Origin of the sequence: Enteroscipio rubneri, assembly GCF_963929405.1 — a bacterium.
Lineage (GTDB): Bacteria > Actinomycetota > Coriobacteriia > Coriobacteriales > Eggerthellaceae > Enteroscipio > Enteroscipio rubneri.
The window spans coordinates 715,255-727,848 of sequence record NZ_CAWVIN010000002.1 but is presented as its reverse complement, the minus strand read 5'-3'; the positions used below and the strand labels follow the sequence as shown (position 1 = coordinate 727,848).

Below are 12,594 nucleotides of genomic sequence, written 5' to 3'. Positions count from 1 at the left end.
ATTGTACGATTCAACGCTAACCCTTGAGGAAACCCACGATCTCGCACTCCTGCTCGGCGGTGAGGGCGCCCATGTGGGCGCGGCCTCTCATGAGGCGGCACGTGACGTTCGGGATGATGGCCTCGGCCTGCGGGAGAACGCGCGCGGCGGGGAAGAGGCGGTCGGCGTCGCCCGCCATCACGAGCGTCGGCGCCGTGCAGGCGGCCATGCGCTCGGGGTCGACGTCGGTGGGCATGCCGGCCTTCACCTTCGCATGGTCGATGGTGGCCTTCGCCGTGGCCAGCGTCTCGGCGTCGATGACGTCAGGCGCGCCGGCCATGGGCAGAAGCGTTTTCACGAACCACTCCTCGCGGCGCGAGAGCAGATACATGATCATGGGCCCCATCATGCTCATCGAGTGCCACACCGGCGCGTTCTTGATGCCGGAGGGAACGAACAGTACCGCGCGCTCCACCTTCCCGGGCGCCGCGCACATGAGCTTCGCCAGGATGCCCGCGCCGAACGATCCGCCGATGCAGCGCATGCGCGGAAAGTCTAGCCCGTCGATCACCTGCGACGCCCATTCGCCGTACGCGTAGCCCGACGGCGGCAGGCACGCCTCGTCGCTCTTGCCGGGATGCCCGATCGTGTCCACCGCGAACACGCGGAAGTCGCCGCGCAGCAGGAAGGGGGACGTGACGAGGTTGTGCGCCGTCGTGGAGTTGCCGCCGTGGAACGAGAGCAGGGGGATGCCATCGGGGTTGCCCGTGGCCACGACGTGCGTGCGCCCGAAGGATGTGTCCACGAAGACGTCCTCGAACGGCGCGCCGATGCGGGCAAGCTGCTCGTCGTACAGGTCGAGAATCGCGCGCTTGCCCTCGGCGCTCTTGTAGATGGATTTCACGGCGATCACGCCTCCTTCGGCTTAGCCCTCGGAGGGCGGGCGGCCCCGCGCTTGACGGCGACGTCCAGCGCCGCGAGCGCGTCCATCACCACATGGGCGGCGGCGTCTGCCTGGGCTGCGTCCAGGCCGCGCTCGTCCACGATCTCGCGCACGGCCGCCGCGTAGTCGCGCTTGTGCCGCTCGTTCAGCTCGGTCCAGTCCACGTGCGCGAATCCCTCGGCTGCGGCGCGATCGAAGGGCAGCCGGCCCTGCGCCATGAGCGCGGCGATGACGGGATAGCCCGCGTAGCCCTGCCAGTAGGTGGCGTTGTCGTTCGAGGAGTAGGTTCCGCCGTCCTCGCTCCATGCCACCGTGTAGGCTTTCAGGCCGTTCGACGAAGTCACCGTCGCGCGCCGCTCCTCGTCGTCGAGCGACACGCGCCCGTCTGCCAGCGCGCTCCACGCCTCGAATACCTTCGCCAAAGGCGGCATCCTCTCCATCATCGCTCCCGTTCTCGCGTCGCCTGTCGATGGCAGTATACCCCTCGGCTCCGCGATCCGGCCAAGCCGATGGTAGAATGGCACGGCGAATCGCATGCGACGAAAAAAGACTTCCTTGGCTTTCGTTCTCCAACGACGCGAGTCCTACGATAGCCGTCGAGGCACGCAGGCTTCTGGCCTGCGAAGACGCGCGATGACACGGATCGTGTCTTTCCGTAGCGCGCCGCGTCGTCCAAGCTGGGCGTGAAAGGAGGCGTGCCCTCATGGAACTCGGAGAGAAGCTGAAAGCGCTGCGCACCGAGCGCGGTCTGACGCAGGAGCAGCTTGCGGCCAAGCTGTACGTGTCGCGTACGGCCGTGTCGAAGTGGGAGACGGGCGGCGGCGCGCCGTCCGCGCCGAGCGACGGCGTGCGGTTCGCGAGCGACGCCTCCCATGCGCCGGGAGGGGAGTTCTGCATGTCGCACGCCCCGACGAGCGCGAGCGCGTCCTCCGCCGGATGGGCGCGATCCAGATGGTGCGCGCGCAGCCGGAAGTTCCTCACCGATGCGCTCCGCCATCGTGTGGATGGCCGATGGCGGAACGAGCGCCCGGCTCCCTCTCCAGCGCCCGCATCCCCGCCGCGGCGAGGACCACGCGCTCGCATGCGAGCATTGCGGACACTCCCATGCACTTTCCTTGGCATTTAGGCCTGTCAGATGCGTGCTCTTACGCGCAGATGCTACAATCGGCCCTCGAGAGACGAAGGTGCGCCGCGGCAGCCGGCCGGCGGCGACGGATCGAAAGGTGAGAACGTGGCACTCGTCAACGAGAGGGCGCGCATCCTCGCGAACGCGAAGGTCGGCCCAAACCTCTACCTCATGGAGCTGGCTTCGCCGCGCATAGCGGCGGCCATCGAGCCGGGGCAGTTCGTGCACATGAAGGTGCCGAACATGGAGGCGCACATCTTGCGCCGCCCGTTCTCGGTATACGCGCGCGACGCGGCCGCGGGAACGCTCGAGATCCTCTACCAGGCCGTGGGCTTCGGCACCGATCACATGACTCGCATCGAGCCCGAGCGCGCCGAGCACCTCTCGGGCGCGGAGCTTATCGGTCCGGTTGGGCGCGCCTGGGAGCCGCCTGCGGACGCCCGCCGCGCTCTGCTCGTGGGCGGAGGCGTGGGTGCGGCCCCACTCTTCATGCTGACCGAATCGCTCGTGGCGGCCGGCGTGCGCACGGACGTCGTGATGGGCGCGCAGACCGAGGCCGCGCTTACGTGTCGCGCGCGATACGAGGCGTTGCTCGGCGCTCCGCCGCTCTGTGCCACCGACGACGGCAGCTTCGGTCGCGAGGGTTTCTGCACCTCGCTCGTCGCCGAGGCGCTCGCCGAGACGGACGCAGCGGGCGAGCCGTACGACTACCTGGCCGTATGCGGCCCGGAGCCCCTCATGAAGATCGTTGCCGGCATGGCCGCGGAGGTCGGCGTGCCCTGCGAGGTGTCGATGGAAAAGCGCATGGCGTGCGGTATCGGAGCCTGCCTGTCGTGCGTGGTGGACACGGTAGACGGCAAGAAGCGGGCGTGCGTCGACGGCCCCGTGTTCGATGCGCGGAAGGTGGTGTGGTAGATGGCGACGATGGGCGCGGGTCCGCGTACGACAGCCCCCACAAGCGTGCGCATGGCCGTGAACCTGGGCGGCCTAGAGATGAAGAACCCAGTCACGGTGGCGTCGGGCACGTTCGCCGCCGGGCGCGAGTACGGCGATTTCGTGGACGTGGCCGCCCTCGGCGCGGTCACTACGAAGGGCGTGTCGCTCGCCGGCTGGGAGGGCAACGCCAGCCCTCGCATCGCCGAGACGCCCTCGGGCATGCTCAACTCCATCGGGCTGCAGAACCCCGGCGTCGCACACTTGAAGGAATGCGACCTGCCGTGGCTCGAGGAGCGCGGCGCGACGGTCATCGTGAACGTGTCGGGCCACAGCTTCGATGAGTACGTGCAGGTGATCGAGGCGCTCGAAGACGCGCCGGTGGACGCGTACGAGGTGAACATCTCGTGTCCGAACGTGGACGCGGGCGGAATGACCATCGGCACGTGCACCTCGAGCGTCGAGGAGGTCGTATCCCGGTGCCGCGCGGCCACGAAGCGACCGCTCATCGTGAAGCTCACGCCGAACGTCACCGACGTCGCCGAGATTGCTCGCGCCGCCGCAGCCGCCGGCGCCGATGCGCTCTCGCTCATCAACACGCTTCTGGGCATGGCCATCGACGCCGAGCGTCGCCGCCCGCAGCTCGCGCGCGGTGTGGGCGGGCTGTCGGGCCCCGCCGTCAAGCCCGTGGCGCTGCGCATGGTATGGGAGGTGCACCAGGCGGTCGACGTGCCGCTGCTCGGCATGGGCGGCATCTCGAACGCGACCGATGCGGTGGAGTTCATGCTGGCGGGGGCCACGGGCGTGGCCGTCGGCACCGCGAATTTCGTGAATCCGCACGCCACGGTTGAAATCATCGACGGAATAGCGCAGTATTGCAAGAGGCACGGCGTGGAAGACGTGCAGGAGCTGATAGGAGCGTTGGAATGGTGAACTCGTTCGAAAAGATCCCCGCAAGGGAGCGCGTGATCGTCGCGCTCGACTGCGATATAGAGGAAGCCTTCGACCTCGCCGATCAGCTGCAGGACAAGGCATCGTGGATGAAGGTGGGCATGACGCTGTTCTATGCGAACGGCCCGGCGATCGTCTACGCGTTGAAAGAGCGCGGCTTCAAGGTGTTCCTCGACCTCAAATTCCACGATATCCCGCACCAAGTCGAGGGCGCGGCATATTCCGCGGCTCACAGCGGCGCGGATATGCTCACCATGCACACGGTTGGCGGCGTGGATATGATGTCGGCTGCTCAGCGCGGCGCGGAACGAGCGGCAACCGAGTATGGACACGACGTGCCCGCCACACTTGGCATCACGGTGCTCACCAGCATGAACGATGCCGCCCTCGCCGAGACGGGCGTAAGTCGCGCCATGGCCGATCAGGTGGTGGTGCTCGCCGAGCAGGCCAAGCGCGCAGGCATCTCCGGCGTGGTGGCGTCCCCGCAGGAGGCCGCGCGCCTGCGCGAGATCCTCGGTCCCGACGCCTATATCGTCACCCCGGGCGTGCGCCCTGCGGGCAGCGATCGCGGCGACCAGAGCCGCGTGGCCACTCCCGCGCAGGCGTTCGAGAACGGCGCGTCGCACATCGTGGTGGGCCGTCCCATCACGCAGGCCGAGGATCCCGCAGCCGCGTTCGAAGCCATTGCGGCCGAATTGTAGCCTTGGGACGTTGCAGAGGAGTTAGGCCTGATCGGGCGTTGTTGGTGACGATTAGGCGACGAAAAGCCGTCGAATGCCCCGACGCCTTCTAAAATGTGGTCGCGGCGCTGAAATTTTTTATGATTTGTGGTAATCGACAAGGCGAAACAAGTGAGAGCGTGATAGTATCACGGCATCGCTTTAGGAACAGAAGGAGATAAACACGATGGCTATTCCTCAACTCAGCCCTGAAGAGCGTCAGGCAGCTTTGGAGAAGGCGAAAGCGGCCCGCATCAAGCGCGCCGAGGTTCGGGATGAATTGAAGTCGGGCAAGCTTACCCTCGACCAGGTTCTCAAGATGAAGAACGATCCCGTTGTTGGCCGCATGAAGGTGTCCACGCTGATCGAGACGCTTCCCGGCTACGGCAAAGCCAAGGCTGAGAAGATTATGAAGGAACTCCAGATCGCCGAGAGCCGCCGTCTGCGCGGTCTGGGCGAGCGTCAGCAGACCGCTCTGCTGGAGCGTCTGGGCTAGTCGTTCCGGCATGCGTAACGGCAATCTGTTCGTTATCTCAGGGCCATCGGGTGCCGGCAAGGGCACGCTGGTGGCCCGACTTGTGAGCGAGGTTCCCGACGTGTGGGTATCGCGGTCGGTCACCACGCGCCCGCCCCGCTCGGGCGAGGTCGACGGAGTGCAGTATCAGTTCCTGACCGACAAGGAGTTCGACCAGCTGATCGCATCGGACGGCCTGCTTGAATGGGCGACGTACAACGGAAACCGCTACGGTACGCCTCGGGCAACGGTGGAGGAGCATATAGCTTGCGGCGAGCAGGTTGTGCTGGAAATCGACGTGCAGGGGGCCTTCCAGGTACGGGAAAAACTGCCTCAGGCTCGGCTCGTCTTTATCGAGCCTCCTTCGCTTGAAGCGTTGGAGATTCGCCTACGGGGACGCGGCACGGAGTCCGACGAGGCCGTTGAAGAGCGCCTGGCGGCTGCAAGAGTAGAGCTTTCCCGCAAAATGGAGTATGATGTACGGCTTGTAAACGACGATTTGGATGAAGCCGTCCAAACACTGGTTCGTTACGTCAACGAACAAGCCGAGAAAACGCGAGGTTGATTCGATATTATGAGCATCATTGAACCGAAGATCGACGTCCTGCTCGACCAGGCCGACAATGACCGCTTCCTGCTGTGTGCGCTTGCATCGAAACGCGCCCATGATATCAACGATATGATGAGAGGCCAGCGAGATCGCGCCATCCAATTGCAGACGGCTGTCGAGATCGCACGGGCTGCCGACAAGAAACCGTTATCGCTAGCTTTCGACGAGATCGCGCGCGGCGAGGTTTCATACGATCCTGAATCTATCGACGTGAAGAACCATTAAGGTTCCGCCGCTCGAAGAACGGCGGAACTTGCCGACGCTGCGAAACCCCGAGGCATTCGGCTTTGGCGCTTTTGCGCTTGCCCTCGCGTGCGGAAGCACGCTCGGCCACGCAACGCGGCAATCCTGAAAGCCTCGGGGTTTCTCGCTGGCTTGCCCGCCAATCTGCGCGCTTGTTTCGCGCTTTGCGCACATCGCGCGACCGACGCGGCCGATGCCTGCGCTCGCGCGAACCGTTCGAACCTGCGAATCCGAGGGACTTCCATGACTGATTTCCAACGCATCATCCTCGTCCACTACCACGAGATCGGACTCAAGGGCCATAACCGCGCCTCATTCGAGATGCGCCTGCTCAAGAATCTCGAGGCATTGCTCGCGCCGTTTCCCGTTGTGACGATCCATCGCATCGCGGGGCGACTCCTCGTGTTCTTACGCGAGGGGACGGACTGGGAAACAGCGAAACTCGTCTCCGATGCGATCGGCGGAATACCGGGCGTCGCACGCGTGTCATGCGGCTTCAAGTGCGCGCGCGAGTTGGACGTGATGGCCGAGGCGGCACTGGTCGCGTTGGCCGAAGCGGGCACCTTCGCCACGTTCAAGGTTGCGGCTCGCCGCAACCACACCGACTTCGCCACAGGCTCGATGGACATGAACCAGATCATCGGCGCTGCGTTGTGCGAAGCTTATCCCAACAAGCAGGTGCGGATGAAGAACCCCGATGTCACCGTGGGAGTCGAGGTGGTCCAGAACGCATCGTACGTGTACGCCCGCTCGCTTCCAGGCATCGGGGGCCTGCCGGTGGGCAGCTCGGGCAAAGTTGTATGCCTTCTATCTTCGGGTATCGACTCGCCCGTAGCCACCTGGAAGCTCGCGCGGCGCGGCGCAGTATGCGTTGGCGTGCATTTCTCGGGTCGTCCGCAGACTTCGGACGAAAGCGAGTATCTTGTCGACGACATCGCGCGCGTACTCGAACGAACGGGGTGCATTGCGCGCGTGTACACGGTGCCTTTCGGCGACTACCAGCGCGAGATCTCGCTCGCGGTGCCACCCGAACTGCGCGTGATCATGTACCGCCGCCTCATGTTCAAGGTAGCGGAGGCAATTGCGCACCACGAGCGCGCTGGCGCGCTCGTCACCGGCGAGAGTCTGGGGCAGGTTGCCTCGCAGACCCTTGATAATATTCGCTGCACCGATGCCGCGGTGGAGCTACCCGTGTTTCGCCCGCTGATCGGCACCGACAAACTGGAAATCATCGCAGAAGCCGAACGGCTTGGCTCCTTCGAGATATCTTCGCAGGATGCTCCCGATTGCTGTACGCTGTTCATGCCCCGCGCACCCGAGACCCATGCGAAGCTCCCCGTTGTTCTCAAAGCCGAATCCTCGCTGCCTATCGAACGCTGGGTGGACGAAATCGTCGACGCAGCCGAGGTTCGCGACTACGCCTGCCCTGCATACAGAGGCAAGAAGAGGGCTTGACGAACTGCTCGCACGGACCAAGGTGCAGGAAAGGCGTTTCGCCGCGCATCCGATTCGACATATCGGATGTTCGTTTGGACCGCGCAACGGCGTAGGCGTCGAGCGTGAAGGCCGCATCGGATTCATGTTAGGAATACGTCGGATCACGCCGCTTCCCATGTAGAACGCACGTCATCTACCTGCGAGATGACGCTGGTATGCTGATCTCCCGAAAAACGATGGGGAGGTCGGTTATGCCGTTTGCGAAACAGGCTCTGTCATGGCGGTCGAAGGCGCATCTGGACGGTGTTCGCCTGCCGGTGCTTGTGGGGATCACTGCGTTGATCGTCCTCGTGCTGGGACTGGCATGCGCTTCTTTGCTGCAAGCCGCCTCATCGCATGGGTTTGCCGTGACGCGCGCCGACGAGGAGCAGAACGCGGACGAGGCGCCGATCGATAGCACCGATGAGATGGCTGCGCGCGTATTCGTGCACGTGGGCGGCGCTGTAGTTCATCCTGGAGTGCAAGAGCTCGAGGAGGGCTCGCGCGTCCAAGACGCCGTAGAGGCTGCAGGGGGATTCGCTGACGGCGCGGCGCGCGATGCGCTCAACCTTGCGCGCGTCCTCCAAGACGGCGAGCAGGTGGTGGTGCCCACCGAGGAGGAGCTGACGGCATCCGTATCCCCCTCAGCCGAAGTATCGGCAGCGCCTGCGGCGCGCGGGCGAATCAACATTAACACGGCAACGGCCGAGGAATTGGATGCGCTTCCCGGGATTGGCCCTGCGACGGCTGAGAAGATCGTGGCCGATCGCGAGGCCAACGGTCCGTTCTCCACTATCGAGGATCTCAAACGCGTTTCGGGAATCGGCGACAAGAAGTACACCGAACTCGCTGATTCTGTATGCGTCGGCTGACGCGACTCGGCGGTTCGCTTCCCATTGCGGAGGCTGAGCTTGCCGACGGCGTCGGAAGGGGATGTGTATCGGCCATGCCCCCTCGTCCGTCGTTGCCGCCGCTTTTGGGATGCGCGCTTTCTCAATGGGCATCGTGCGCGGCGGTCTTCTCAGCTGCTGCGTCGTGGGATGTGCGGATATGCATCGGTGGAGGTGCTATCGCAGCGCTCGCGACGGCAGTCGCTATCGCGGCTCTTTGGAGGCACCGTGCCGTACAGGCGTGGGCTGCACTCGCAGGAGCCTTGTTGGGGGTTGCGTGCGCGCTTGGGTGCGCGGCCGTTCAGCACACCGAGTCCCGCAATCTCGAGGACGCGCCGAGTCGCGTCCGATTCGAAGCGCTTGCTGACGGCTCGCGAAGCATGTACGGATCGTCCGTTCTCGCCCGGACAGAGCTACCCTCCGGTGTGCATGCTATCGTGCTCGTCAGAATCTCCGAGGATGATATTGTGCGCTATGGCGAGGTGTTTGAGGCGGACGCTTCGCTTGCGGTTCCGTCGGGATCCTCGGCCGCATACTGTTGGAGACAGGGAGCCGTCGCCACCGCCCGGGCGAGCGACATCTCCCTTGTCGAGCGTCACGATCTTCTTGGGACGCTTGTGGGGCTTCGTAACAGGGTGATCGACGCGTTGGCCGATCTCGACGCAGGAGATGGTTCCGCCGTCCTTGCGGCGCTCGTGTGCGGGTGGCGCATTCCACTTGAAGAAGGGGAGGTTTACGAAGCTTTCAAAGTCACAGGGCTCGCGCACCTGGTTGCGGTATCCGGAGCGCACTTGTCCATTGTTTCGGCCTTTATCGCAGGCGCCCTGCGCCTTATGAGGGTGCCTCGCGTTCCGGCTATGGCCGTGCAGGCGATGCTGCTGCTCTCCTATCTCGTTCTTGCTGCGGCGCCTCCCTCGGCCGTGCGCGCAGCGGTGATGGCTTTCGCAGGCATGCTATCATTCGCGGTTCGACGCAGACCGGCGTCGCTCGGCGCGCTTTCGGCGTGTATGCTGGGCTTCGTCGCTTTGGAGCCGACTGCTGCATTGTCCGTCTCTTTCGCGCTTTCTGCTCTCTCGACGCTCGGCATCGTGGTGTTTTCGGGGTTGTGCTCATCGTGGATAGCGGACCTTGTCCCCGTGCTTCCTCGCATAGTGCGTGAGGCGCTCGCGCTTACCGCTGCGTCGAGCATTACGGCTGCGCCTTTTTCCGCTTCGCTGTTTTCGATGCTGCCACTCGTCGCTCCGCTCGCTAACGTGGTCGCCGCGCCCCTGTTTCCACTTGTCTGCGCAGGTGGTCTGGTCGCTGCGATGGGATCGCTCATAGCACCCGCGGCGTCGGCTCCGTTGTTGGGGGTCGCGTCGACCGGTGCCGCCGTCCTGACGGGAATCGTGCACTTTCTTGCGAATCTTCCCCATGCAAGCGCGCCCGTCGAGCTTCCGCTTCTGTTCGCGCTCGGGGCTACCGCCGTGCTCGTCGCAGTCCTCTGGACGGCCTGGCCGCGCCCGCGTCCTGCCGTTGCTGGGGCTGTGTTCGGCACGACGCTCTGCATCGTCGTGTTCGCCATAGCGCTCGTCCCGCGCATGGCAGGAGACGAGATTATCATGCTCGATGTCGGCCAGGGAGATGCATTCGTTGTGCGCAGCAATGGAGCGCACGTGCTCGTCGACACCGGTAACCAAGAAAGACTTTTACGCGAAGCGCTGGCGCGTCATGGCGTTCTCAGCCTCGATGCAGTCGTCGTCACGCACGGAGACGACGATCATATGGGAGCGCTCGCCTCCTTGAACGGCGTGGTGGAAGTAGGGTGCGTACTGTTGGCCGACGACGCCTTGTCCTGCCCATGCAATGCGTGCGCGCGCCTCCGCAAGGCAGCGTGCGACCTTGTGGGAGACGGAGGCGTCAAGGGACTCGGGGTGGGGGATCATGTAGTCGTCGGGGCTTTCGATCTGTCCGTTGTATGGCCCGAGGAGTTCACGGACGAGGGCGGCAATGCCGATAGTCTCTGCCTGCTCGCCGAGGCCGATGCTGACGGCGACGGATCGGGCGATTGGACGGCGCTGTTCGTGGGCGATGCCGAACGCGATCAGCTGGCGCAGCTCGTTGAAAGCGGCCGCGTCGGCAAAGTCGACCTGTACAAAGTGGGGCATCACGGCTCCAAGAACGCTCTCGACAACCGGTTGGCCGATGCGCTCTCGCCAAGCATCGCGCTTGTGAGCGCGGGGGAAGGAAACCGCTACGGGCATCCCGCCCCCGAAACCGTTGCACTGCTTGAGGACACGGGGGCGCTCGTCATGCGCACCGATATCTCGGGGGATGTTTCATGCAGAATAGAGGCCGATCGGATAGCGGTTGAGACGCTGCGCTAGAATGGGGACATGGCTATGAATTCCAAACAGGACGCGCTGCTGCCCGTCTACCTTGTTGTAGGCGAAGACGCGCTCAAGCGCGATACCGTGATGCGGCGTCTGCGCGCGCGCCTTTCATCTCTGGGAGATCTTTCGTTCAATTCGGATGAGTTTTCCGGCGATATCGCGCTTGGTTCCGATATTGTGGCCGCATGCAACACGGTGCCGTTCGCAAGCCCGGTCAGGCTCGTCGAGGTTCGCGCAACCGACAAGCTGAAAAAGGCCGATGCGGAGGAGATCGTCTCCTACCTCGACGCTCCGAGCGACACAACGGTGTTGGCGCTTGTAGCGGAGAAGCTGCCGAAAAACACCCGCCTGTACAAGGCGGTCGCCAAACATGGCGCATCCGCTGTTATCGACTGCGCTCCGGTCAAACACTACCAACTGCCGAAGATGGTGCGCTCGATGGCTGTCGGGCACGGCGTGACGCTCACCGAAGGTGCCGCTGCGAAGTTGGTCGAGCTGGTGGGGGAGGATACCGTCCGTCTTGACGGTGAGGTGGGAAAGATTGCGCTAGCTCATCGGGGCGCAGATGCGGTTAACGAACATGAGGTCGTCGCTTTGGTAAGCCGCACGGCCGAAGTGAAACCTTGGGAATTCGTCGACGCCTTCTCCGCGCGCGATGCGCGCAAGTGCCTGTTGTATATGGGACGCATGCGCTCCGAGTCTTCGTACGCTCTCCTTGCCCGGTGCACGACGCGCCTGCGCGAACTCGTCTGCGTTCGCTCGCTTATCGATCGCGGCGATCAGCGCGGCGTGGCCGCTGCCCTCAAAAGACCTGACTGGCAGGTAAAAAATCATGTTGCTTGGGCGCAGGGGTTCACTGTCGAAGAGTTGCGTTGCGCGCTTGTGTCCGCGCGCGACACCGAGCGGGCCATGAAGAGTGGCTCCGATGCGCAGACCGCCTTCCTCGAGTGGATGCTCGCCGTTGTCGCGCACCGCGATTCGGTATAGAAGCGCCGCTGCTTGCCCGCAGCTCGCTGTTCGGTTGTCGAGTAAGAGGAAACCGTCGAACCCGCTGGATGAGGACGGCGTGATTTCACAAGCGCGCCCGGTACGCGAAAAGGCCCCTTGCGGGGCCTTTTCGCTCTTGATATGCGGAAGGATCGCGGGGCGATCTCCGTTCGAAAAAACTATTCGGCTGCTTCCTCGGCTCCTTCGGCCTCCGCAGCGGCCTCGGCCTTGGCGGCTTCCTCGGCTTCCTTTGCCTTCCGCTTCTGGGCGGCGGTCTCTTCCTTGAGCTGCTTCTCGCGGCGCTTCGCCTTCTCCTTTGAAGCGGCTTCCATTTCCGCCTTGCGAGCAGCCTTGCGTTCGGCCTTCTTGGAGCCGGTCTTCTGCTCCTTCTTAGCCGGTTTCACATAGGCTGCGCGGTCGGCGTCGGTGGCTACGCTGTTGGCAAGAGCCATGATGCCGCTCTTGCGATTCGCGGCCTGGTTCTTATGGATGACGCCTTTGCTTGCAGCCTTGTCCATGAGGCGGCAGGCTGCAAGTGCGGCGGCGTAGGCCTCGGCACCGTTGCCAGCAGCCACGGCATCCTTAACGCGACGGGTGGCAGTTTTAAGCTCCGACTTCACCGCGCGGTTGCGCATGCGAGCCTTCTCGTTGGTGATGATGCGCTTCTTCTGGCTCTTGATGTTCGCCATAGGTGTTCTTTCCTCCAATGAATCACAAACCTGACTTTGCGAAGCCTTCGGGCTCCTCGCGCATCCGGCGCTCATGCTGCCGCGGGCGTCCGATAGCTCGCGCATGCGATCCAAGAGGATCGGCCTCGTACAATAGAGGCGCTATATGCACGCGGAACAGGC

The 12,594-nt window shown here is 64.0% G+C and carries 14 protein-coding genes; 11 read left to right on the top strand and 3 right to left on the bottom strand.

The genetic code is table 11. The annotated features are described in order from the left end of the window. Positions 1–16: 16 nt before the first annotated feature. Both ABGT83_RS06630 and ABGT83_RS06625 read right to left on the bottom strand, forming a co-directional pair. The gene (locus ABGT83_RS06630; protein WP_346686568.1) at positions 17–883 is read right to left on the bottom strand and encodes an alpha/beta fold hydrolase; all 867 of its coding nucleotides are present in this window, start codon (positions 881–883) and stop codon (positions 17–19) included. A gap of 5 nt (positions 884–888) precedes the next feature. Beyond that, a complete protein-coding gene (locus tag ABGT83_RS06625; protein ID WP_346686708.1) occupies positions 889–1,353 on the bottom strand; it encodes a hypothetical protein in 465 nt (154 codons plus the stop codon). Positions 1,354–1,625: 272 nt separating this feature from the next. Here ABGT83_RS06625 and ABGT83_RS13455 point away from each other — a divergent pair, with 272 nt between their 5' ends. The 11 genes from ABGT83_RS13455 (at position 1,626) to holA (ending at position 11,743) form a co-directional block, all read left to right on the top strand. After that, positions 1,626–2,048: a helix-turn-helix transcriptional regulator gene (locus tag ABGT83_RS13455; protein WP_428994602.1), complete on the top strand. Its 423-nt coding sequence runs from the start codon at positions 1,626–1,628 to the stop codon at positions 2,046–2,048. 105 nt (positions 2,049–2,153) lie between these two features. After that, on the top strand, positions 2,154–2,963 hold the full coding sequence (locus tag ABGT83_RS06615) for a dihydroorotate dehydrogenase electron transfer subunit (RefSeq protein WP_346686566.1): 810 nt from the start codon (positions 2,154–2,156) through the stop codon (positions 2,961–2,963). Next, complete coding sequence (locus ABGT83_RS06610) at positions 2,964–3,914, top strand: dihydroorotate dehydrogenase (RefSeq protein ID WP_346686564.1); 951 nt, start codon at positions 2,964–2,966, stop codon at positions 3,912–3,914. Then, positions 3,908–4,633, top strand: a complete 726-nt coding sequence (gene pyrF / locus ABGT83_RS06605) for an orotidine-5'-phosphate decarboxylase (RefSeq protein WP_103264593.1) — start codon at positions 3,908–3,910, stop codon at positions 4,631–4,633. The genes ABGT83_RS06610 and pyrF overlap by 7 nt, the downstream gene beginning before the upstream one ends. A 205-nt stretch (positions 4,634–4,838) precedes the next feature. Continuing rightward, complete coding sequence (gene mihF, locus ABGT83_RS06600) at positions 4,839–5,147, top strand: integration host factor, actinobacterial type (protein ID WP_103264594.1); 309 nt, start codon at positions 4,839–4,841, stop codon at positions 5,145–5,147. 10 nt (positions 5,148–5,157) lie between these two features. Then, positions 5,158–5,730, top strand: coding sequence for a guanylate kinase (gmk, locus tag ABGT83_RS06595; RefSeq protein WP_103264595.1), 573 nt, complete (start codon positions 5,158–5,160; stop codon positions 5,728–5,730). Between the two features lie 9 nt (positions 5,731–5,739). After that, complete coding sequence (locus ABGT83_RS06590; protein WP_103264596.1) at positions 5,740–6,000, top strand: DNA-directed RNA polymerase subunit omega; 261 nt, start codon at positions 5,740–5,742, stop codon at positions 5,998–6,000. A 261-nt stretch (positions 6,001–6,261) separates the two neighbouring features. After that, the gene (thiI, locus tag ABGT83_RS06585; protein WP_346686560.1) at positions 6,262–7,473 is read left to right on the top strand and encodes a tRNA uracil 4-sulfurtransferase ThiI; all 1,212 of its coding nucleotides are present in this window, start codon (positions 6,262–6,264) and stop codon (positions 7,471–7,473) included. A 233-nt stretch (positions 7,474–7,706) separates the two neighbouring features. Further along, entirely contained in the window at positions 7,707–8,366 is a 660-nt protein-coding gene (locus ABGT83_RS06580) for a ComEA family DNA-binding protein (protein WP_346686559.1), read from the top strand. Between the two features lie 74 nt (positions 8,367–8,440). Further along, positions 8,441–10,750, top strand: coding sequence for a ComEC/Rec2 family competence protein (locus ABGT83_RS06575; protein WP_346686557.1), 2,310 nt, complete (start codon positions 8,441–8,443; stop codon positions 10,748–10,750). A gap of 9 nt (positions 10,751–10,759) precedes the next feature. Then, a complete protein-coding gene (holA, locus tag ABGT83_RS06570; protein ID WP_103264599.1) occupies positions 10,760–11,743 on the top strand; it encodes a DNA polymerase III subunit delta in 984 nt (327 codons plus the stop codon). A gap of 179 nt (positions 11,744–11,922) precedes the next feature. Here the strand turns inward: holA and rpsT are convergent, their stop codons facing one another. Then, positions 11,923–12,432, bottom strand: coding sequence for a 30S ribosomal protein S20 (rpsT, locus tag ABGT83_RS06565; protein WP_103264600.1), 510 nt, complete (start codon positions 12,430–12,432; stop codon positions 11,923–11,925). Between the last annotated feature and the right edge of the window lie 162 nt (positions 12,433–12,594).